The 22,340-nt window shown below is 73.8% G+C and carries 14 protein-coding genes and 1 pseudogene; 11 read left to right on the forward strand and 4 right to left on the reverse strand.

Translation table 11 applies throughout. The features are described 5' to 3' along the window. Positions 1-115: 115 nt before the first annotated feature. Together AB0K00_RS51810 and AB0K00_RS51815 are read left to right on the forward strand one after the other, a co-directional pair. A complete protein-coding gene (locus AB0K00_RS51810; RefSeq protein ID WP_363538250.1) occupies positions 116-1,498 on the forward strand; it encodes a hypothetical protein in 1,383 nt (460 codons plus the stop codon). Then, a complete protein-coding gene (locus tag AB0K00_RS51815; RefSeq protein WP_363538251.1) occupies positions 1,495-5,691 on the forward strand; it encodes a hypothetical protein in 4,197 nt (1,398 codons plus the stop codon). Before AB0K00_RS51810 ends, AB0K00_RS51815 begins: the two co-directional genes overlap by 4 nt. A gap of 14 nt (positions 5,692-5,705) precedes the next feature. Here the strand turns inward: AB0K00_RS51815 and AB0K00_RS51820 are convergent, their stop codons facing one another. Beyond that, positions 5,706-6,131 (reverse strand): VOC family protein, encoded by a 426-nt coding sequence (locus AB0K00_RS51820; RefSeq protein WP_363538252.1) that lies wholly within the window; start codon positions 6,129-6,131, stop codon positions 5,706-5,708. Between the two features lie 191 nt (positions 6,132-6,322). On the opposite strand from AB0K00_RS51820, the gene AB0K00_RS51825 reads away from it, so the two are divergent. The 5 genes from AB0K00_RS51825 to AB0K00_RS51845 are packed head-to-tail and all read left to right on the forward strand — an operon-like array spanning position 6,323 to position 13,071. Next, complete coding sequence (locus AB0K00_RS51825) at positions 6,323-7,726, forward strand: OmpA family protein (RefSeq protein ID WP_363538253.1); 1,404 nt, start codon at positions 6,323-6,325, stop codon at positions 7,724-7,726. Then, positions 7,726-9,135, forward strand: a complete 1,410-nt coding sequence (locus tag AB0K00_RS51830) for a hypothetical protein (protein ID WP_363538254.1) — start codon at positions 7,726-7,728, stop codon at positions 9,133-9,135. The genes AB0K00_RS51825 and AB0K00_RS51830 overlap by 1 nt, the downstream gene beginning before the upstream one ends. An 11-nt stretch (positions 9,136-9,146) precedes the next feature. Then, positions 9,147-10,019, forward strand: coding sequence for a vWA domain-containing protein (locus AB0K00_RS51835; RefSeq protein WP_363538255.1), 873 nt, complete (start codon positions 9,147-9,149; stop codon positions 10,017-10,019). A 32-nt stretch (positions 10,020-10,051) separates the two neighbouring features. After that, complete coding sequence (locus AB0K00_RS51840; protein ID WP_363538256.1) at positions 10,052-10,579, forward strand: hypothetical protein; 528 nt, start codon at positions 10,052-10,054, stop codon at positions 10,577-10,579. Next, on the forward strand, positions 10,576-13,071 hold the full coding sequence (locus AB0K00_RS51845) for a M48 family metalloprotease (RefSeq protein ID WP_363538257.1): 2,496 nt from the start codon (positions 10,576-10,578) through the stop codon (positions 13,069-13,071). Before AB0K00_RS51840 ends, AB0K00_RS51845 begins: the two co-directional genes overlap by 4 nt. A gap of 4 nt (positions 13,072-13,075) precedes the next feature. Here the strand turns inward: AB0K00_RS51845 and AB0K00_RS51850 are convergent, their stop codons facing one another. Then, positions 13,076-13,789, reverse strand: a complete 714-nt coding sequence (locus tag AB0K00_RS51850) for a hypothetical protein (RefSeq protein WP_363538258.1) — start codon at positions 13,787-13,789, stop codon at positions 13,076-13,078. A 134-nt stretch (positions 13,790-13,923) separates the two neighbouring features. Then, on the reverse strand, positions 13,924-17,643 hold the full coding sequence (locus tag AB0K00_RS51855) for a hypothetical protein (RefSeq protein WP_363538259.1): 3,720 nt from the start codon (positions 17,641-17,643) through the stop codon (positions 13,924-13,926). A gap of 146 nt (positions 17,644-17,789) precedes the next feature. Between AB0K00_RS51855 and AB0K00_RS51860 the strand changes: the two genes are divergently transcribed. The 4 genes from AB0K00_RS51860 to AB0K00_RS51875 all read left to right on the forward strand — a co-directional run bounded on the left by AB0K00_RS51860 (position 17,790) and on the right by AB0K00_RS51875 (position 21,983). Then, on the forward strand, positions 17,790-18,917 hold the full coding sequence (locus AB0K00_RS51860; protein WP_363538260.1) for a C39 family peptidase: 1,128 nt from the start codon (positions 17,790-17,792) through the stop codon (positions 18,915-18,917). Between the two features lie 18 nt (positions 18,918-18,935). Further along, the gene (locus AB0K00_RS51865; RefSeq protein ID WP_363538261.1) at positions 18,936-20,066 is read left to right on the forward strand and encodes a hypothetical protein; all 1,131 of its coding nucleotides are present in this window, start codon (positions 18,936-18,938) and stop codon (positions 20,064-20,066) included. A gap of 127 nt (positions 20,067-20,193) precedes the next feature. Continuing rightward, complete coding sequence (locus AB0K00_RS51870) at positions 20,194-21,108, forward strand: hypothetical protein (protein ID WP_363538262.1); 915 nt, start codon at positions 20,194-20,196, stop codon at positions 21,106-21,108. Between the two features lie 65 nt (positions 21,109-21,173). Then, positions 21,174-21,983 (forward strand): SDR family NAD(P)-dependent oxidoreductase, encoded by an 810-nt coding sequence (locus AB0K00_RS51875; RefSeq protein WP_363538263.1) that lies wholly within the window; start codon positions 21,174-21,176, stop codon positions 21,981-21,983. 101 nt (positions 21,984-22,084) lie between these two features. Here the strand turns inward: AB0K00_RS51875 and AB0K00_RS51880 are convergent. Further along, a pseudogene (locus AB0K00_RS51880) lies at positions 22,085-22,340 on the reverse strand (transposase); the annotation flags it as partial.

Genomic DNA, 22,340 nt, shown 5'->3' on the forward strand with positions numbered 1-22,340 from the left:
ACCGCCGTGGTCATAGCTAACGTACGGGTGTATGACGCCTCGCGAATCGGCAGTCGGCAATGGCTCCGGACGTCCCGACATCACGCACGACGCGGTGGTTGTGGTTCCCGGCATCATGGGAAGTGAACTCTACGACACGCGGGCGCGGCGGGTGATCTGGGGGCTGGGCGACATGTCCTGGTACGTCCGGGCCTGGACGACCGGGGCCGGCCTGGCCGACCTGCAGCTCACCGAGGCCGAACAGGGCGGCACCTACGACCGGGTCCGGCCGGTCCAGTTCCTCGAGTTCCCGGCCTTCTTCCGGACGTTCGGCGGTCTCGGGCCGTACACCAAGCTGATGGCCATGGTGTCCGGCGCGGTGGCACACCAGGCCGCCGTCCTCGACTTCCCGTACGACTGGCGGCTGCCGGTGCGGCACAACGGCGGGCTCCTGGCCGCGGCGGCCCGCCGGCACCTGGACCGGTGGCGGCGGCACCCGGCACACGAGCGGGCCCGCCGGCACCACCCGGACGGCCGCCCGGCGCAGCTGGTGTTCATCGCCCACTCCATGGGCGGCCTCCTGGTCCGCCAGGCACACCAGGAGTTCACGCCGCTGGACGACATCCGCGCCACCATCACCCTCGGCACCCCGTTCTACGGCGCGGTCAAGGCGACCGCGCTGCTGAACACCGGCCGCGGCGCCCCGTTCCCGCTGCCGGCCCGGCGGCCGCTCACCGCCGTGCTGCGCCCCGACGCCGACGCCGGCCTCGCCGCGCTGGCACACAGCCTGCCGGGCGTGCACGACCTGCTGCCGACCTACCGGTGCCTCATCGACGGCGACACCGCCCGCAGCCTCGGCCCGGCCGAGGTGGAGGCGCTCGGCGGCGACCGGCGGCTCGCGGCCGACTCGCTGGCCTGGCACGCGTCCGTCGCCGACGTCGGGCTGCGCGGGCACCGCGCCGTGATCGGCATCGAGCAGCCCACCGCGCAGAGCCTCCGGCTGGCCGGCGGGGTCGTGACCGTGGACGAACGCATGTACGCCGGCCAGTCCGCCGGCGTCTCCAGACCCGGCGACGGCACCGTCTACCGCGACGGCGCGGCGCTCAAGGCGGCCGCCGTCAGCGAGTTCGCCCAGCAGCACGCGGCGCTGGCCAAGACGGACTCGGTGCTGCGGAAAGTACGGGCCACCCTGACCGAGCACGACCCCGACCACTTCGGCCCGCCGATGGGCGCCGGCGAGCTCAGCCTCGCCGTCACCGACGTGGTGACGCCGCTGGAGACCGTGACGGCCCGGGTCGGCGGGATCGACAAGCCGGACGACGCGGTCTGCCGGGTCGAGGACGCGGCCACCGGCGTCACGCGCCGGGTCGGCCTGGTCCGGCGCGACGGCGCGATCGAGGCCGACATCACGCTGCCCGCGCCGGGCCTCTACCGGGTGGAGGTGGACGGCAATGGCAGCGCACCTACCGTGGACCAGTTCGTGCTGGCGATCGACCCGACCCTCGGTGCCGCCTCGTGACCGCAGAACCGCCGGTGCTGTTTCCGGTGCCCATCGGCATCTACCGTGACGCGCGGTTCGCCAAACTGAAGGTCCAGGCCGAGGTGGAACGCCTGGCCGGCATCCTGGCGCCGTTCCTGGTCGAGACGGAGCCGTGGGCCGTCGACATCGACGAACGGGGAGCCGACGCGGTCGAGGACCGGTTGGGCGCCTGGGCGACCGCGGGCGGCAGCCAGCACACGATTCTCTACTGGGCCGGACACGGCTGGTCGGACGGCAAACACCACGCGCTGGCGCATGCCCGCAGCCCCTTCGAGGTCGGCTGGCGAGGCGTGTCACCGGACGACATCGCGGCGGCGGTGACCGCCTGGGCCAGCCACCCGAACCGGTCCGACGCGTGGCTGATCGTGGTCATCGACACGTGCAAGTCGAAGAAGTTCGCCCGGCACGTCGCGGCGCGGCTGAACACGATGGACGACCAGTGCCCCGACCGGGTCCTGGTGGTCGGGGTCTCGGGGCACGACACCACGAACCTCGGCGAGTTCACCGACGCGCTGGAGATCTTCTTCCGGACGGTCGTCGGCAGCCAGAACGTGATCGAACTGACCAGCCTCGGCGAGGAGCTGACGCGGGTCCTCACCGGCAGCGTCGCACTTCCCATCGGGCTGACGCCGCTGGACGTTCTCCGGCGGGACCAGCGATTCTTGCGGGTGACCCTCGATGTGCAGGCCGAACTCGAGCGGGTCCGCAGCGGTCTCACCGATGACGAGCGCCGGCACTTCCTGCCCAAGGCGCAGAGCGCCGAGACCGGCGAGCTGATGTGGTTCTTCCACGGGCGGTCGGGCGAGACCGCACGGATCGTCGACTGGCTGGCCGAGCAGGACCAGGGTCTGCTGGTGGTGACGGGCGCACCCGGCTGCGGGAAGTCCGCGCTGCTGGGTCAGCTGCTCACGTACTCGCAGCCGGAGCTGCGCGACCTGCTGACCCGCAACGGGTTGCTCAAGCCGATCTCGTCCGGCCGTAACCCACCCGACCATGTGTTCACGGCGGCGATCCTGCTGACCGGCGCGACCGTGTCGGATCTGGTCGACCGGCTCGCCAGGACCTTCGAGCTGACCGCGCCGCCCGGACGTGCGGGCCTGACCAGTGACGACGACCCTTCCGTCGGCTGGCTGCTCGGGGAGCTGGCCGCGCGCTTCCGGGCCGCCGCCGCGCCGGTGACGTTGCTCTTCGACGGGTTGGACGAGGCGGCGGAGCCGATCCCGATCGCCCGGCGGTTGCTGGTGCCGCTCAGCGCGCTCCCGCACACCCGGGTCGTGGTCGGCACCCGCCGGTCGACCCGCGAGGGCCCCGACCTGCCGCCGACCCGGAACCGGGACATCCTCGACGCCCTGCTGCCCGACGGGGCCGAGCCCCTCGACATCGCCTACGACGGCGCGGCGGTCGGCGACTACGTCCAGGACCGGCTGACCGCGGCCGGCACGGTCACCGACGAGCTGATCACCGACGTCGTCGCGACGATCACGGCGGACTCGCGGGAGTTCCTCTACGCACGGCTGGCGGTGCACGAGATCCTCGCGACGCCCGGCCCGCTGACCGCGCGCCGCGAGGCGGAGCTGCTCGACCTGCTGGGACGCAGCTACGAGGAGCTGTTCAGCGCGGCCGTCCAGCGGCTCGTCGAGGCGTCGCCGGTCAACCGCCCGCTCCTGCTCGCCCTGTCGGTGGCCAAAGGCCGCGGCCTGCCCGTGAGCGGCGGGACCTGGACCACGATCGCCAACGCGTTGGCCGACCGCCCGGACGAGCAGGCGACGGTGCAGGACGCCGACGCCCTGCTGCAGCTGGCCGCGCCGCACATCATCATCGACGCGGAGTCCGGGCAGACCGTCTACCGGCTCGCGCACCGCACGTTCGCCGAACTGCTGTCGCCGCTGGTGACGCAGCACGGGCGGCTTGCCCTCGTGCAGGCGTTCCTCCCCGATGACCAGCTCCCGACCGCTGAGTCGAACCCTTACCTGGTGCGGCACCTCGCCGACTACGCGGCGGACAGTCAGGCAGCCTGGGAACTGCTGGCCGATCATCCCAGGGTGCTCGACCGGCTCGACCCGGACAGTATCGCCGCCCACGCGCTCAGCCCCAGGCTGGGTGAGCAGCCGGCGGCGATCGCCGGCACGGCCGTGATGCGCGACCACATGGCCGGGGCCAGGCCGACGGACCGGTGCGGGCTCCGGCAGATCGGCACGGTCCAGGTCGGCCACGCCGTGGACCTGCCCACCCCCGACGCGGCCTGGTGGTTGCGCTGGTCGGCGCTCAACCGCCGGATCCTGCAGGGCACCATCGGCCGGCACACCGGCGCGATCCGGGGCATCGCCGTGGTGACCTACGCCGACGGGCACCCGGCGATCGCGTCGGTCGACCGGACGGTGCGGCTCTGGGACCCCAGCTCGACCCAGCCGATCGACGGGCCGTGGACCCGCCGGGCCGGCCCGGCGATCTGGGCGATCGCCGCGGTGAGCCGGCCCGCCGCGACGGCGTCGCTGCTGGTGTGCGGCGCCGTGGACGGGTCCCTGTTCACCCTGGACCTCGGCACGGGCCAGCAACAGGAATGGCTGGCCGCCGGCGACGCCGTCCTCGCCCTGGCCGTCGGCGGCGACGGCAACGGCCGTCATTGGGCGGTGTCGAGGGACAAGGACCGGCGGGTGCGCGTGTGGGACGTGCAGTCAGGTGCCGAGATCGGCGCCGCGCGGCGGGACGCGCGCACGTCCCGGGGACTGGCGACGTTCGCGGCGCCGGACGGCTCCATCCGGGTCGTCACCGGCGACGAGCGGGGCGGCATCGCGATCTGGGACCCGGCCGACCCCGCGCACGACCGGCAGTGGACGGGCCATGACGCGCCGGTCGTCGCCGTCACCACCCTGCCCGCCGAGGACGGCACCCTGCACATCGTCTCCGGCGACAGTGACGGCGTCATCCGCCGCTGGGATCCGGCCGACGGCACGCAGGTCGGCGTCGACTGGGAGGACCCGTCCAGCGGCGCGGTCCAAGCCTTGACGACCGTCGCCGCGGGCGGCCGCACGATGGTGGTGGCGGCCGGCGGCGACAACGCCCTGCGGCTCTGGGACCCGGCCGACGGCCGGCCCGTCGGGCGACCGTGGACCGGGCACACCGAACGCATCACGGCACTGGTCGGCGCGCCCCGGGCGGGACGAGGCGGGCTGGTCGTCTCGGCCGGCGGCGACGGCACCGTCCGGCTGTGGGATCCGGCCCTGGACCCCACGGCGGCGACGGACCGGATCCACGACCCGCACATCGGTGAGGTGCTCGCGGTGGCGGTGCGCACCCGCCCCGGTGCGACCCCGACCGTGGTGACCGGCGGCAACGACGGCGAGATCCGGCAGTGGGAGCCGGACACGGCCGGGCAACTGGCCCAGTGGACCGCCCACCCGGACGCGGTGCTGTCACTGGTCGCGCTGGCCGACGGCCGGCTCATGTCGGTCGGCCGCGACTACACGCTGCGGATCTGGGACGGCAGCACCGAGGACCGGGTCGTCCAGACCGCCGGCACCGGCCAGGTCCGGGTCGCGGTCGAGGTCACCGCGGCCGACGGGCGCTCCCTGATCGTCACCGGTGGCAGCGACTCGACGGTCCGCCTCTGGGACCCGGTCGCCGGCGCTCAGGTCGGCGCAGCCTGGACCGGCCACCTCGGCGCGGTGTGGGCGCTCACCGCCGTGCCCCTGCCCGACGGCACGGACGCCGTCGCGTCCGGATCAGCCGACGGCACGCTGCGACTGTGGCAATGGGACCCCGACGGCGCGGCCACCTCGGACGGCCCCTGGCGGGGTCACACCGGCTGGGTGCGGGCCGTCGTCGCCGTCGCGTACCCGGCCGGGTCGACCGTGCTGGTCTCCGGCGGCGCCGACGGTCACCTGCGGCTGTGGGACACCTCGGGCACGCAGACCGCCGAGCCTTGGCGCGTCGGCAGCGGCGTGCTGGCCATGGCCGTCGACCACGCCGCGGACGGAACGCCGAGCATCGTCCTGGCCTGCGAGGACACCAGCGTGCGCCGGTGGGATCCGATCGGCCGGCGGGAAACCGGCCTCGCCCGCATCGGCTATCCGATCAAAGCCATGACCGTCCTGGACGGCAGCGCCATCCTCGCCACCGACGACGGCGTGCTGGCCATCGACTTCCGGCCGACTTCGATCAGGCCCGACTAGGACGACAGCCCGGGTCAACTGTTCGTGACGGCTGGTGGGGCGCTGACACGGAGGACGTGTCCGTCTGGGTCGTGCAGGCGCATTTCGTACATTCCCCATGGACGCAACGTGGGAGGCTCGGCAATCACCGCCCCGTGGTCTGCCCATTCCTGAAACAGCTGGTCTACCTGCGCTGATGTGTGGACGTCGAGATGCAGCCGGGTGGTGTGGACGCCCGTGGCCTGCGTCAGGATGATCTGGGCCTGGTCCCGGCCGACGAGCGCGGTCCCGGGTTCGCCTGGTTCGGCAGGCTCGTCGGCCTGCAGGAACCGGGACTGGCGGTCGGACCAGTGCCAACCGACGTGAAAGCCCAGGCGGGAGCGGTAGAACTCCAGGCTGGCCCGCAGATCGTTGACCAGGAGGTTCGGTCGGCAGTCGAAGATGGCTTCCGGTTCGCTCATCGGCGGCTACTCCCGTCGAGCTTGGCGGGTGCTGGCGACAGCGTAGCCGCCGAAGGCTGGTTGGCGGAGTTCGACCGGCGGGCCACCCGATCGGCTCGATCTGGTCGTCGCGGGTGCAGACCCTGGGGCGAGTCGGCGGATGGCGTTCGAATTCGTCCGTTCAGGCGGCACCTGGCGCGCATTGTCTGCCATTGTGGCGCCGGTTCCTGAACAGCGCCGACTACAGGGTCGGTGCGGTAACCGTCGTTACGGACCGTTTTTCGGCCGGGGCCTGCTCTGCCGGGGGAATGCTGTTGTTGTGCCATTGGTCGGGATGTTGCAGTGCATGGACACCTGTGCATTTCAAGATTCGAACCAAGGGGATGGACACAGCGGTGAAAGCTCAGTCGAACTGGGTCCTTAGCGCGGTCATGGCGACGGCCGCGGTGATGGTGGTGGGTTGCGGCAGTGACGGCAACAGCGCCGCCGAATCGGGAAAGAAAGGCGAGGTGACGGCGGCGCAGTGCGCCGACGCCGCGGAGATCAAGCCGGGCGAGAAGGCCGAGACGACGGCGCTGGTGGTGGACAACACCGCGTCGGCGGCGCGGGGACAGCTGCCACCGGCGGTCCAGGGCGCGCTGAAAGAGGCGCAGGTCGCCGGCAACAAGCTGGTGATGGTGGCCGTGCACGGCGCGGGTGAGGCGGTGACGGTCGGGCGGGTCGTCGCACTCGACCCGCGGCCGGGCGTCGATTCCCAGGTCGCCGACAATGCGCGAAAACTGATGCTGGAGTGCGTCGGTCTCTGGGTGCACGAGGACCGGATGCTGCCGACGGCCGCGGGCAGCGACATTCTCGGCGCATTGGGTGCGGCGTCCCGGGAGAATCCCAAGAAACTGCTGGTGATCTCCGACGGGCTCGCCAACACCGGCGATCTCGACCTGAACCGGTCCGGTTTTGACAGCGACCCGAAAATGCTGGCCGACACGATCAAGAACGCGAAGTCGTTGCCGCCGACCCTGCAGGGCCAGACCGTGGTGTGGTCCGGGCTCGGGGAGACCGGCACCGTGCTGCCGCAGGCGTTGCGGACGTCCCTGGAAGGCGTGTGGACAGCGGTTCTCGGCGCCGCCGGGGCGAGTGTCACCTTCGACGCGCGGGTCGGTGGCAGCGCGACCCCGGCGCCGTCCGGCATGCCGGCGGACGAGGTGAAGCTGCCGAAGGCGACCGAGACGACCAACGGCTGCGGCACGGAGATCACGGTGCCCACGGCGCTGCTGTTCAGCCCGAACAGCGCCGCGCTGCAGCAGGACACCGGGACGGTCCTCAGCGACGTGGCGAACACGCTCAAGGGCCATGCCGACTGGGTCGCGGTCGTCGCCGGTCACACGGCGAACTACGGCACGCAGGAGGGTCAGCTGAAGCTGTCCCGGCAGCGGGCCGAAGCCGTGGCCGGCCGGCTGGTGCAGCTGGGCGTCGACCGGTCGCGGCTGACCACTGAGGGCTACGGGTCGTCGCGTCCGGCCGTACCGGAGATCGTCGGCAACGTGCACGACGAGGCGGCCGCGGCGAAGAACCGCCGGGTCGTGATCGTCATCGGGCCGAAGGGATGCGCCCGCTGATGTCCCGCTTCTTCGACGCCCTCGGTGCGTTCTTCGGCGGGGTCGTCGGCCGGCGCCGGGTGGAGCTCAAGCGAGAGGTCCGCAAAGGCGCGGAGGTCGCCGGCCCGGGCGTCACCAACGCCGAGCTGTCGGTGCTCATCCAGGTCGACCAGACGCTCGCTGCCACCGACCGTCGCCGGGCCGCCCGGCTGGTGAAGGGGCAACGTGCGGTGGTCGACGCCGCCCGCGACGCCACCGTCGCCTGGCACGACCTGCAGCAGAGCGAGGACGAGGCGCAGTGGAGCGGGCACTGGCACGCGCCCGTGCCGGGGGAGCCGCCGGCAGAGGAGCCGGCACCGGCCAGGGGCAGGATCCGGCGGTTCCTCACCGGCCGGTCCAAGCGGTTCGCCGAGGATTTCGATCCGCACCGGCCGCTGATCGGCGAGCACACCCTGACGGTCGTGGAGACGGTCTTCCTCGTCGTCGAGGTCGTCTTCTGGTACGGGACGTTCGCCGCCGACATCGACCGCCGGGTGCCGTGGTACGGCATCCCCCGCATCTCCGCGTTCCTGCTGGCGCTGTTCCTGCCGTCGGCCGGGGTCCTGGCCGCGCGGGTGCTCGGCCGGCTCGGCCACCGGTGGGTCATGGACTACGAGGGAATCGGGCGGCGTGAGCGGCTCGGCACGATGGTCGCCGCCGTGATCGCGATCGCGGCGACGACCGCCACGCTCCTGCTGGTGCACAACCGGTTCGCGTCGGCGAACGACACGTTCGGCGCGCTCACCGTGATCCCGGCCTGGCCGATGGCGTGGATGTTCGTGGTCATCCTGGTCGGTGACATCGCGGCCCGCGTCTTCCTGCCCTCGGAGATCCGCACCCAGACCAGCCGGCGCATGCGGGCGTTCCGGAAGCTGCGGCAGCGCTACATCCGTTCGGCGGCCACCCACGCCAAGGTCTGGATCGAGCTGCGGCACGAGATCCAGGCGCAGCTCAACCTGTGCGAGCGGATCGTCGCGATCGGCGCGACGATGATCAGCGACAACCGTGCGGAGGCCGAGACCCCGACCCGCGACCCGCTCAACCAGGCCAGGGGCGCCCACCGCGACGGCGTCGACGCGTCGCTGCTGCGGGTGCCGGACTCGGAGCAGCTGGACCTGTTCGGCGGTCAGCTGGCGCTGGGGCCGCTGCGGGCGGTGGAGGACGCCATCGACACGCTGGCGCACTTCCAGCCGCAGGACCGGCAAGGCGTGTCGGGTCAGATCGACAGCCTGCGCGGCCGGCTCATGCGCGTGCAGGAGCGGGCCGGCAAGCCGCCGGCGCCGACCCTGCCGACGGTGCCGCTGCCGCTGCAGCGACCGGATGCGACCGCGGACCCGATCGTGGATGCGACCGAGCCGGTGGCGGTCGTCAACAACCACCGACAGCCGTAGGGGGTCAGGACATGCTCCGGCTGCAACGGGGTCCGGCGCTGCTGCGTCAGGGCCGGCTCGCCCCCTATGACACCGCGCGCCGGGTGGCGTTGGCGCTGCTGCCGTTGCTGTTGCTGGCGGGACTGTTCACCTGGTTCGGCACCAGGCCCGACCCGAAGCCCCGGCCGGAGGCGCTGGCGCCCGCGTCCCCGTCCGCCTCGCCGTCGATCGCGCCGTCGGTCGCGCCGAGCCCGTCGGCCGCGCCGACCACGTCGCCGCCCCCACCGCCCCCGCCGTCGCCGGCCGCGCCGCCGTCGCGGATCGAAGGATGGAAACTGCCACCCGGTCGCACCTCGAGCTGCATCCGCCTGATCGTCGCCCTGGACGTGTCAGGGTCGATGGGGTCCTACGCCACCTACCGGGACGCCGCGCTGCGGCAGTTGCTGACCTGGGTGCCGAAGAACCTGAAGGACACCGACCAGGTCGCGGTCGTCGACTTCGCCGGCAGCGTCGGGGTGCGGCAGCAGCCGGTGCGGGCGACGAAGACGCTTTCGCCCGGCGCGGCGGCGTCGGTCAGCGACGGCTCGTTGCTCCAGCCGCTCCTGGAGGCCGCGGCGGCCTTCCCGAAGACGAAGTGCCGCACCGCGCTGGTGCTGCTGTCGGACGGTCAGCTCAACGACCTGCCCGCGTCGGCCGACGACTCGAAGGCGTTGCTCGCCGCCAACCGGGTCGCCCACGTGCGGCTGCTGGTGCCCGACCCGTCGATCGTCGTGCCAGCGGACTGGTCGGTGGCGCTGCCGAACGCCGCGCCACGGTACTTCGACGGCACCGACGCCGACGCCACGGCGCTGGCCATCGGCCAGACCATCGCGGATCTCGTGCAGCAGCAGCTCCAGGTCCGCTGACCCCCGGTCCCGCCGGAAGGAGACCCCGAACCATGTCCGAGCACCCGCCACCGACGGTCGCGACCGCCGCGGAAGAGATCCTGCGCAGCATCGACGAGCGACTGCTGCCCCAACTGCCGGTCGTCCTGGTCAGCTTCTACCACGGCGCACCCACCCGGCGGGCGATCACGCGGGCCGTCACGACGTCCAGGACCGCGCACGTGCCGGCGGCGCTCGGCGCGGACTCCGGCCCCCTGATCGTGCAGGTCGTCGTCGTCGCGCTCAACGCGGTCGCCGCGGGCGTCGCGGTGAACCTGCTCACCGAGCAGGCCTCCCGGGTCGGTCGCTGGGCATATCGGCGCAGGCTGGCGCGACGGCCGGCGCCGCGCGGCGCGACGACCCCACTGCCGCAGCTGTCCGCCCGTGACGCCGCCGCGGTCGGCGAGGCGGTGCGCCGGATGGTGGGGCATCGGGCCGACGCGGAGACCGCCCAGCTCGTGGCGACCGCGCTGACCGCGGCGCTGACCTCGCACCTGCCGGAGCTGCTCAACCAGGCCGAGCCGCCGGCCGGGCCGGAGTGATCGACACCGGCCCGCGCCCGCCGGGGTCCGCCGCGGTCGCCGGCGCCGGGCCGGATCCCTTCGCGTCGCCGGCGGCCACGACGGGCCGGTTCCTGCTGCTGATGATAGCGACGCTGACCGGCGCCGGTTACGTGTACACGTGGATGCTCGAGCACCTCGACGTCGTCGGCACCGCACACACGCGCTGCGCGGTCGAGGCGGCGCGGATCCATGACCGGGTCGGCGCCGACCGGCTGCTGGACTGGTACACCGAATGCGCGGCGTGGGCGGATCTGCGCACGGCCGTCTCGGCCGGGTGTCTCGTCGGCGTGCTCGTGCTGGTCACGATCGTGCTCTACCTGCTCACCCCGGTGCTCATCCGGCGCGAGGTGACCCCGATCGAGCTGCACGACCCCGCCCTCGCCGAGGTGGTGGCCGCCGCGGTCGGGCGGGAGCTGGGTCCCGGCCGCCGGGTGTCCGTGCACGTCGACGCGGCGCGCCACGTCACCCGCGCGTTCGGCCGGATCGGCAGGTACTCCCTGAGCATCGCGCTCAGGGACCTCCAGGGGCCGCACCGCGACGCGATCATCGCGCACGAGCTGGCCCACATCCGCAACCGTGACATCGACCTGACCTACCTCACGATCGCCGTGTGGCGGGCGTTCGTCGCTGTCGTCGTCCTGCCGTTCATTGTCCTGGCCGGGTGGAACCCGGTGCTGCTGGTGACGTTCGGCCTTCGGCTCCTGGCGTTGCTGGCGGTGCTGTTCGTCCTGCGCGTGTCCGTGCTGCGCACCAGGGAGTTCTACGCCGACCTGCGGGTGCGGCCGCGTCCCTCGATGATCGCGGCGCTGCGGGCGTTCGAGGGCGGGAAGCGGGCACGGTACCACCCGTCCGTCGCCGACCGGGTGGCGATGCTGGGCGATAGCCGGCGGCTGTTCGCGATCGACGTCCTGGTGGTCGGCGCGGCCGGGGCCCTGACCGGGCTGGCGTACCCACCCGCGCACCACCTGGCGGTGCTCGCCTGGCCCGGCGGCGGACCAGGGCCCGACCTGGTGTGCGGGGCGCTCTTCGGGGGGCTCACGGCGGCGGTGCTCGGCGCGACGGCCTGGCGGGCTGTGTCGGTCGGGCCGCCGCCACGCACCTGGCCGGCCACGATCGCGTACGCGGCCGGCGTGTTCGGCGGCTACCTGCTCACCCCGCAGGTGCCGGGCGCCATCGGCCCCGTCATGCTCGTCACGCAGCGGCCGGGCGCGGCGCTGGCCGCCGGCGTGCTGCTGGCCGCGCTGATGCAGGGCGTGCTGCGGTGGCTGCTGCACACGCCGCCCGGCCGGGGCGCCGGGGCCTACCTGTGGGCGCTGACCCGCACGGCGGCCGTCACCGGGATCTGGGTCGGGGCCTGGTTCCGGCTGCTCGACCTCCTCGCCGCCGACCTCGCCGCCGGTCAGGGCCTGGTGCTCGCGCTTGCGTTGCTGGTGGCCTCGCCGGCGCCGCTGCTCGCGCTGTGGTGGATGGGGGCGTCCGCCGGCCGGAACGCGCCGTCGCCGGTCCCGGCCGCCGTCGCCGGTGGCCTGATGCTCGCCGGGTACTGGCTGGTGGTGCTCCCGGACTACGCGCTGCTGCACGACGCGGTGGTCCGGACCTGGTCGGACCCGCGGCCGGTCATGCTGTGGCCGGTCGCCTACCTGCTGTTCTTCCCGGCGGTGGTGGTGTCGGCCGTCGTGGCGTTCGGCCTCGGCGTGCGTACCGGAGGCCGCGGTGTCATGTGGGCGGTGCTGGCCCGCATCTGCTGGCTGATGCTGCCCGTGGCGGCGGGCCTGCTGCTGTGCGCGGTCCTGCACGTGACCTCGGCGGCGCCCACCGGTCGCGGCTTCCTCGCCACGGTCGCCGGGTTGGGGCACCTGCCGGGCGAGGACGCATCCGACCGCGCGCCCCAGGCCTCGTTGGCGTTGATGATGCTCGGCCTGTACGCCGTCCTCCTGCTCGCATGCCTGCCGGCGGCGGCGCTCGGCTGCTGGCTGCGACGGCTCGCGTCGCACCGGCCGAAACGACCCGCACCCGCGCCCGCTCCGGTGCCGGCGCCGGGGCGGCCGGTGCGGGCGGGGTGGCGCCGGGTCGCCCCGGTGGCGGTTCGCGCCGGCGCCGGTGCGGTCGTCGCCGCCGTGGCGGTGCTCGCGGTCAGCGAGTGGCTGGTGCCGGTGACCGTGGCGGACCTCCGGCTCGCCTACGACGTCACGGAGGTCGACCGTGAGCTGCGCCGCCCCGTGCCGCCGATGCGCCGCGGCGAGGCGTGCGCGCGGATGCTCGAGCTGAGCCGCAGCGTGCCGATCGCCGGCGCCACGGACAGCACCGCGGCCGGTCACCTCGCCGCCATCGCCCGGACCGCGCAAGCCGCCGACGACCCGACCATGCAGGTCCTGGGCAAGGCCACCGGCGCCGCCCTGAGCCTGCGCGAGCTGAACCGGGCCGCGGCCGGCATCGGCAACCTGCTGCGCTACTGCGCGTCGGCGCCGTGACGGCTCACCCGCCGAGCTTGCGGAGCTTCTCGAACGCCTTGCGGGCCAGGGCTTCGGCATCGTCGGCCTTGACCTCGTCGAGCTGCGCGAGGACGACGAGCATGAGCAGGCCGCGGTACGCGACCGCGAAGAGGTGCGCGTGGATCGTCACGGGAAACCCGTCGACGGTCGCGGTGACCCGCACCGCGGCGGTCGCGTCGCCGAGCGCGCCGACGCTGAGCTGACCGATCGCCATGCGCATGGTCGCCGCGCTGCCGGGCACCTGGCCGGTGAAGTTCGCGCACCGGCTGGCGGCCTGTGCCATCGCGGCGACCGACTCGCGGGCCTGGGCGCCGTCGGTGACCGTCACGGACTCGGTCAGGAACGGGCCGATCGGCCCGCCCTGGAAGAAGACCTGAGCGGCGGCGGACGCGCCGGATGGCGCGGTGGTCGGGCCGCCGGCCGCTCCGCACTGCTCCACGCCGCCGCCGAGCTGCCCCGCCGGGCTGGCCCCGCCGTCGATCGTGGTGTATCCGCCCGGTAGGTCGGCGGTGGCCAGCAGGGCGGCGGTGAGGTCGCCCTGGGCCGGGTGCAGATCCGGCAGCTGCGCCGCGGCGGACGATGTGGTGGCCGCCGTGGCCGGAGTCGCCGGCATCCCCGTGGTGGTGCCGCATCCCGCCGTGACCGCGACCGCTGTGACCGGGCCGAGCAGCAGGGACCAGCCGCGTAAATGGCGCATGCCAACGAGCATCGCGGCTGCCGGTGCGGGCGACAATTCCCCGGATGCGGTCGTTCGACCGGTCGGCCGGCGGCCCAGTTCGGGTCACGTTCCCCGGGCACCGGAGTGCGCCCGGGGGACGATCGGCGGCGGACTCAGGGGGCGGCGCAGGCCGGTCGGTACGGCCGGTCGCCGAGGTTCGCCGCCCACTCGGCCCGGCTCAGCACCCGGCCCGCCGCGCAGATCCGCTCCTCGGCCGCCCGCACGTCGAGCGTCCAGCCGATCAGCCGGCCGTCGTCGCCGCCCGAGACGAGCCCGTCCGTGGTGAACCCCAGGCCGCGGATCCGGCCGGCGTGGCCGCTCAGCCGGGCCACCGGCCGGCGGGTGGCCACGTCCCAGACGATGATGGTCCGGTCGTCGCCGGCGGAGGCCAGCAGCCGCCCGTCCCGGCTGAACGCGACCACCTGCACGGACGCGGTGTGCCCGGCCAGTTCGGCGAGCTGCTGCCCGGTGGCCGTGTCCCACAGCTTGATCGTGCGGCTGTCACCGGCGGTCGCGTAGCGGGTGCCGTCGGGGGAGACGGCGATGGACTGGACCGCCCGCTGGCCGGTGTTGACCCGGCCGAGCTGCTGCCCGGTGCTCGCGTCCCAGGTGTTGACGAAGCCGCCGACGCTGGCACCGAGCAGCCGCCGCCCGTCCGGCGTGAAGGCCAGCGACGTGACGATGCGGGACGGGTACCGCCCCGTCACGTCCGCCGGCCGGTCCAGGTGCCGCACATCCCACACGACCGGGGCGAACGTCGCGGTGGCGAGCAGCCCGCCGTCCGGGGCGAACGCGATGTCGGTCGACGGGCCGGACGGCCGGGCGGCGAACGGCGGTGCGGCGTGGACGCCCCGCGCGACGTCCCAGACGGTGACGACGCTGGTCCGGGTCACGGCGGCGAGCTGCCGGCCGGTGGTGTCGTAGGCGACCGCGGCGACCTCGTCGGGGTGCCCGGTGAGCGCGCCGAGCGACCGGCCGTCGGCGTGCCAGAGCCGCACCACGCCGTCGCTGCCGGCGGCCGCGACCGCGGTGCCGTCCGGGCTGACGGCGAGGTCGCGGACCGGCGCGGTGGCGCCGCCGAACGCGGCGGCGGTCAGGTCGCGCACGACGATGGTGCCGTTGAACCCGGCGGAGGCGAGCATGGTGCCGTCGGCGCTGAGGGCGACCGAGACCGTCTCGGTGCGGCCCCGGTCCTGGAACGTGCGCAGCGGCAGGCGGGTGCCGAGGTCCCACACGGTGATCGCGCCGTTCTCGTCGGCGACGGCGAGCCGCCCGGCCGACGGCGCGGAGATCGTCCACGCGGTGCGGCCGTCGACCGGCAGAGGCGGCAGCAGCCGCGGCGTCCCGCTGCCGACGTCCCACAACCGCACGCCGTCGGTCTCGGCGGAGCCGGCCAGGACGGTGCCGGTCGTGGCGAAGGCGAGCACGGCGACCGGCCCGCCCGGCAGGTCGACCGGCGTGGGCGCGCCGTTGAGGTCCCACAACCGCCCGGTGCCGTCCGTGGCCGCGAGCCACCGCCCGTCGGCGCTGAAGCTGAGCGACGCGACCGGCGCGGAGTGTCCACCGAGGACGGTGCGCCGCCCGGTGCGCAGGTCGTGCAGCGCGATCCCACCCGGTGCGCCGACCGCCACCCGGCTGCCGTCCGGGCTGAACGCGAGCGCCGAGGTCATCGCCTCCTCGGTGAACCGGGCCACCTCTTGACGCGTCGAGGTGTCCCAGACGGCGACGGATCCGACGGTGCCGTCGAAGCCCGCCGTCACCATGCGCGAACCGTCGGCGGTGAAGGCGATGCCGCCGGCGCGACCCCGATGGGCGGGCAGCGTGCCCAGGTGCACCCGGCGGGCCGGGTCCCAGAGCCCGATCGTGCCGTCGTTGGCGGACGCGGCCAGCAGCGCACCGCTGGGGCTGAACGCGACCGCGGCGATGGGCAGGCCACCGACGTTGAGCTCGGTGCGGCGCGGTGCGGCGGCGGCGCTCAGCACGCTGCCCCGGCTCTCCACACTCGGGTGCAGCCGCGCGGCCTCGACGGCGAGCAGCCCGGCCAGCTCGGGGTCGGTGTCCAGCAGTGACCGGGCCCGCAGCGACAACTCGCCGGACAGCGCGGCCAGCTCCTGCCGGCGGGCGTCCTGCCGTTGCCGCACGGCGATGCCACCGCCGAGCAGCGCCAGCACCAGCAGCGCGGCCACGCCGGCGACGAGCCGGCGCAGCAGCCGGGCGCGGCGCCGGGCGGTGCGCTGCTCGGCCTCCGCCCAGACGTTGCTGGCGCGCAGGAACGCCTGCTCCAGCCGGTTCAGCTCGCCGGGCCGGTCCTCGGCGAGCCCGCGGGCGGCGACCAGCTGCGCGCCGCGGTACAGGGCGCCGGCGTCGTTCGACAGCGCCGCCCAGGTCTGCGCCGCCCCGGTCAGTCGCCGGTGCACGGCCAGGTCGGCGCGGTCGTCGGTGAGCCAGCGGTGCAGCCGCGGCCAGGCCCGGATGAGCGCCTCGTGGGCGACCTCGACCGTGCCGTCGCCGAGCACGATCAGCCGGGCCTCGGCCAGCTCCGTGAGGACCCGCCCGGTGACCGTCTCGTCGGCGATCCCGTCCAGCTCGGCCCGGCTGATCGTCCGCCGGGTGTCCTCGGTGCCGTCGCCGAGCGCGGTCAGCCGCACGAAGATCCGCCGGGCGGCCTGCCGCTCGTCGTCGTCGAAGCCGGCGTGGACCCGTTCGGCGGTCTGCGCGATCGCGCCGCGCACCCCGCCGCTCGCCTGGTACTCCCGCAACGTCAGCGCCGGCCCGGTGCGCCGCTGCCAGGTCGCCAGCAGCGCGTGCGAGACCAGCGGCAGCGTGCCCGGCTCGTCGGCGACGTCGGCGAGCAGCGTCGCGAGCAGGTCCGTGTCGACGCTCAGCCCGGCCCGCGCCGCCGGCCGGGTCACGATCTCGCGCAGGTCCGCGCCGCCGACCGGGCCGACCAGCACGGTGGCGTCGTCGCCGAGCGCGGCCAGCAGCTCGGCGTGCTGGGCCAGGTGGCCGAGGAAGTCGGCGCGCACCCCGAGCACGACCGTGGTGCGCCGGTCCGGGCCGTGGCTCACGTCCAGCAGCGCGTCGACGAACCGGCGGCGGGCGGCCCGGTCGGTGCAGCTGGTGTAGAGCTCTTCGAACTGGTCGACGACGAGCAGCGCGCGGGCGCCGGGCGGGCCGGCGGCGAGGGCACTGCGGATCGCGACGTCGGCGGCGGCCGGGTCCCGCTCGAGCTCCTCGCGCAGCCGGTCGCGGTCGGTGCCGGACAACTTCGCGACCTCGCCGGACAACGCCTCCAGCGGCTGCGCGGTCGGGGTGAGCAGCATCGTGCGCCACCCCGGGTCGTTGGCGAGGGTGCCGATCAGCCCGGCTCCGAGCAGCGACGACTTGCCGCCGCCGGACGCGCCGAGAACGGCGACCAGCGGCACCCGCCGTACCTTGGCCAGCAGCCGCTCGACGAGCGCGTCCCGGCCGAAGAACCAGCCGGCCTCCTCGGCCCGATACGCGGTGAGCCCGCGGTACGGCACCGGTTCGAGGGTCTGCGCGGGCGGCCCGGACTGCCCTGCCAGGGCCTCCTCGGCGGCTGTCCAGCGGGCGAGCCACTCGTCGGGGTCCCCGCCGCACGCCGCGGCGTAGGCGAGGGTCACCTCCCGCGACGGCAGCCGGTCGCCTTTCGCCGCCTCGGCGAGGGTGCTCGCGGAGAAGTGCGCCCGCCGCGCGAGCAGCCGGTAGCCGGGACTGCCGGCCTGTTCGCGCAGCTGCCGGAGCTGCCACGCGAGCCGCTGCACGGGGCCCGCCTGCGGGTCGATGGGCTTCTCCGGCCGGCCCACGGTCACCTCGCTGCTGATGGTCGTCCTACGGGGTTGTCCGGCGTTGTTTGTCCGGCGCCGCACAACCTACCGGTCAACCCGCGCACCGCCCAGCGTGGTCCCCGAACGACCCGCACCACGCTGCACGTCCCAGGTTCTACGGAAGGGGAGGAATGACGCATCGATCCATTCGGGCCAGGACGGTCCTGGCCGCGCTCACGGGCGCCGCGGTGATCGCGGCGGTGACCGGCGCACCGACCGGCGCGGGGGCCGCGCCGGTGTCCACGCTCGACGCGGCGGTCGCCCGGATCGTCGCGGCGGCACCGAGCGACGCCCAGCTCGCGTCGGCGTCGGACGCGGAGCTCGCGCGTCTCGCCGTGCGGTGCCTGCCGATCGACGGCATGACGTACTGCCTGCACAAGGGCTGGATGCCCGAGGGCTTCGACCAGGCGGCGCTGACGTCGCAGGTGTCCGCGGCGGCGGCCGACGCGGGCGGCACCGGTGACCTGCCGTTCGCGGCGGGGCTGCGCCGGTGGGCCGGCAAGCCCAGGGCCACCCGGGAGGCCGTGGAGAAGGCGGAGCTGGCCGAGGCGCGGGCCGCGGTCGGCAAGGTGGTCTACTTCGACGCCGTCGCCAAGGGCCGGCCGCTGCCGGCGGACTTCGCCACCCGCTACCCGGCGTTCGCGTCCTGGGTGACGCCGTCCGCCACGACCACGGCCGCCACCACGTCGCTGGCCGCGCAGACGTTCTACGACACGATCCGCTCCGACCGGGCGAAGAAGCAGGAGACCGGCTACTACTGCGGCCCGACCTCGTTGCAGGCGTTCGCCTGGAACGACCCGGTGTCGCCGAACAACAAGAACCAGGCCTACTGGGCGGACGTGCTCAACGTCGGGCCGGGCGGCTCGACCTACGTCTACGACCTGAAGGACGCCATCAACACCTACACCAACTGGGACCGCACCGACTACGCCGGGAAGTACATCGTCATCTCGATCACCAGCTGGACCGACGCCGACTGGGCGCGCATCATGCGCAACCACATCGTCGACCGCCGGTCCCCGGTGCAGCTGCATCCGAAGCTGAGCCCGGCCGTCTCGTCGTACTACCCCGGCACTACCTCGGGGCACTTCGACGTCGGTGAGGGCTACTACATCAACGGCGGCAACATCAGCATCTTCGAACCGGCGGGCGGCGCGGCGCAGAACTACGTCTACCCCTCGCTGTTCGCGACCGAGACCATCACCAACGTCCGCAAGGCCAACCTGGCCAACACCGGCCAGCGCAACATCGCGTACTGAGGGCAGGGGAGGAAACCGATGGCGGTCCGGCGGCCCGGCCTGGCGGTGCTGGCATTCGCGGTACTGGCGGCCGGCTGCACGCCGGAGCAACCGGCCGAACGGGGGGAGCCGCCGGCGGTGCACACGCCGTCGGCGGCTCCGGCCGGCCGGTGGCCGATCGCCGGGGTGTGGCCGAGCCAGGACTTCAGCGGCGTCTTCGCGGTCAGCGCGAAGTACGTGGTGCGGCCCGACCCGCGCGACACCCGCTCGGTCGTCGTCGAACGGCGCGGCACCGGCGCCGGGACCGACGGCGGTGGCGTCGTGCTGCGCCACCAGGTGCCGGACCGGCGGTTCCAGACGGACTTCGCGGCACTGTACGGCGACGTCGTCGTGCTGGTCGACGAGGACGTCGAGTCACCGGAAGGGGCGAAGGGCGGGGCCCGCGGCGTCATTCACGACCTGGCCACGGGGCGGGCCGTGAATGTCGCCGAGGTGCCCGGCGCGCCGCCACTGTCGCGCTACGGCCCGCAGGCGACCGTCAGCGCGGACGGCAGGTACATCTACAGCGCCGGCGTCGGCGGCGGGTTCAGCAACTGCGTCGGCGAGGTCGACCTCGGCACCATGCGCGGCCGCACGGTGGAGTGCGCGCCGGAGGGACAGTTCATCCTGTACGTCCGCAGCGGCGAGCACGGCGCCACCTGGACCCTGTTCAAGGGCGCCGGGTTCGGCGGGTGCCGGGTCGGGCGCGGCATCCGGGCCGGGGTGCCGTACACGATCGCGCCGGACGCCTGCGACACGTTCGACACGGCCTCCGTCGGCGGCTGGCACGTGCGCACGGTCCAGCAGCCGGGCGCGGCGGTGCAGCCCGCCTCGCCGATCACCGCCACCGACGGCACCCACGTCGTGGACCTCGGGGTGGCGCGCGGGCAGAGCCTCATCGGCTGCGGCGGCTACGTGTACTGGAAACGCGAGATCGACGGCGAGGAACTGGTCCGTTGGCGGCCGGGCGCCGCGCCGGAGGTGGTGCTGCGCGTGCCGCAGCCGCCGTCCGACAGCCCCGAGGCGGTCCTGCTGACCCCGAAGGCGTGCAGCGACGGGACCGTGCTGACGGCGGCGGTCACTCGGACCACCGGCGGCCCGTTCACCGCCACCGTCTACACGATCCCGTGAACGAGCGTCGGCTTGCGGACACGACGCTGGACGCCGAACCGGTGGCGGAGCACCTTGCTCTCAGCCGTGGGATGTACGCAACGCGTCCGTGCGGTGACCCGTCGACGGGAGGTCTCCGGTGAGCCAGGTGCGTCCGTTACCGAATGAGACGTGGGCGAGGTCGTACCGCTACGTACGCATCGCCATGGTCGCCCTCCTGATCGGCCTGGGCGTGTCGGTGATCTACCAGACCGGCCAGCAGGGCTGGCACCTGCTGTCGTCGGTGAGCGCGTACTACTACACGCCGGCGCAGAGCCTATTCGTCGGCTCGCTGATCGGCCTCGGCGCGTGCATGATCGCGCTGCGCGGGACGACCGACCTCGAGGACGTGCTGCTCAACCTCGGCGGCATGTTCGCGGCCGTGGTCGCGATCGTCCCCACCTCCCGGGACAACGACTTCCGCACCGCGGTGCGGCTGTGCGGCGTCGCCACTGACAAGCTGCCCGACGGCGTGGACTGCCTGTCGGTGCGGGCGCTGGAGGCCGCCGCCCGGGCGAACGTGGAGAACAACATGTTCGCGCTGCTGGTGCTGGGCGGCCTGGGCATCCTCGCCACCGTCGTCATCGTGGTGCGGGAGCGCCCCTCGGGCCGGCACGGCAGGTCGACCTGGCTGGGCATCCTGGTGGCGATCCTGGTCTACGCCGCGGCCCTGGGCGTGTTCGTCGGGGCCGAGGACCGGTTCATCGACACCGCGCACTACGTCGCCGCCTTCGGCCTGTTCGGCTGCATCCTGGCGGTGGTGTTCATCAACGCCCGCCGGCACCAGCAGGAACGCCCGCCGGTCGACGGGCAGGCGCCCACCACGCTGCCCAGGAACCGGTACAGCGTCATCGCCCTGGTGATGATCGGCGCCACCGTCCTGCTGCTGGTGCTGTGGTTGACCGGCGTCTTCACGCTCTTCTGGCTGGAGATCATCGTGGCCGGCCTGTTCGCCGTGTTCTGGACGGTGCAGACGTTCGAACAGATCCCCGCCGAGACCGCGGCGCCACCGCCGGCGGACTGACGCAAGGTCAGGCGGGCGCCGGGCCTCGGGTCGTGCGACACCCTCCATAGCGGGATACTTCGATGATGGAGCGGACTGTCGTGGTCACCGGCGCGAGTTCCGGTGTGGGTTTGGCGGCGGCCGTGCAGTTCGCCGCCCAGGGCGATCAGGTGGTGGTCGTCGGCCGCACCGTGGAGCGGCTGGACGCCGCGGTCGCGCAGGTGCGGGCCGCGGGCGGCGGCCGTGAGCCGGGGCGGTTCCGGGCCGACTTCGAGCGGCTCGCCGAGGTGCGTGACCTCGCCGCGTACCTGTCGGAGACGTACCCGGCGATCGACGTGCTGGCGAACAACGCCGGTGGCATGGTCGGCGGCTACCGGCGGACGGTGGACGGCTACGAGGCGACCATCCAGGGCAACCACCTCGCCCCGTTTCTGCTCACCAACCTCCTGCTGGAGCGGCTCACCGGGGGCCGGGTGATCTCCACCGCGTCCCGGGTGCACACGCGCGGCCGTCCGGACCCGGACGACTTCGCCGGCGACCCGGAGAAGTTCAGCTGGGGGCGGGCCTACGGGGCGGCGAAGTCCGCGAACATCCTGTTCGCCGCGCAGGCCGCGCGCCGCTGGCCGGACGTCACCAGCGTCTCGTTCCACCCCGGGGTCGTGCGCTCCAACTTCGGCGAGGGCGCGATCCGGCTCGTCTACCGGTTCGCGCCGTTCCTGACCACCCCGCAGCAGGCCGGTGCGCTGCTGGTCTGGCTGGCCACCGTCCCGGCCGCCGAGCTGACCAACGGCGGCTACTACGTCGGGCACAAGCTCACCACGCCGGCACCGCACGCCAGCGACCCGGCCGCGGCGGCGCGCCTCTGGGACGCGAGCGCCGCCGCCGTCGGCGTGTAGCGGGCCGGCAGGCAACCGGCCTGATCCGCGCGTTGTGCAAGCAGCTGATTCCACGGTTGCACCGCAGCGTCCACTTCCAGTGCATGCCCTGAGCTTGATCTTTAACCTGTGCGGCGCGGCCGAGGGTTGGTCGATTTCTTCTTTCCAAGGTTTGGTTTGCCGGGTTCGTTGCTGGTGACGGTGTGGACGTCGTGGCGTTGAGTGGGGTGGCGGTTCGGTTGGCCTGGTGGTCGTCCGGGTCCTGCCCGGGTGGGTTTCGGTGCGTTCGCGGGGCAGGTGCTGGTCGCGCGGAGGTGCCGAAAGTCGCGTCGGACGCGGGCCGGGGTGAGCCGGTCCGGTGGCGCAGGCCGTTCCCAT

Origin of the sequence: Dactylosporangium sp. NPDC049525 (genome assembly GCF_040676755.1) — a bacterium.
GTDB lineage: Bacteria > Actinomycetota > Actinomycetes > Mycobacteriales > Micromonosporaceae > Dactylosporangium.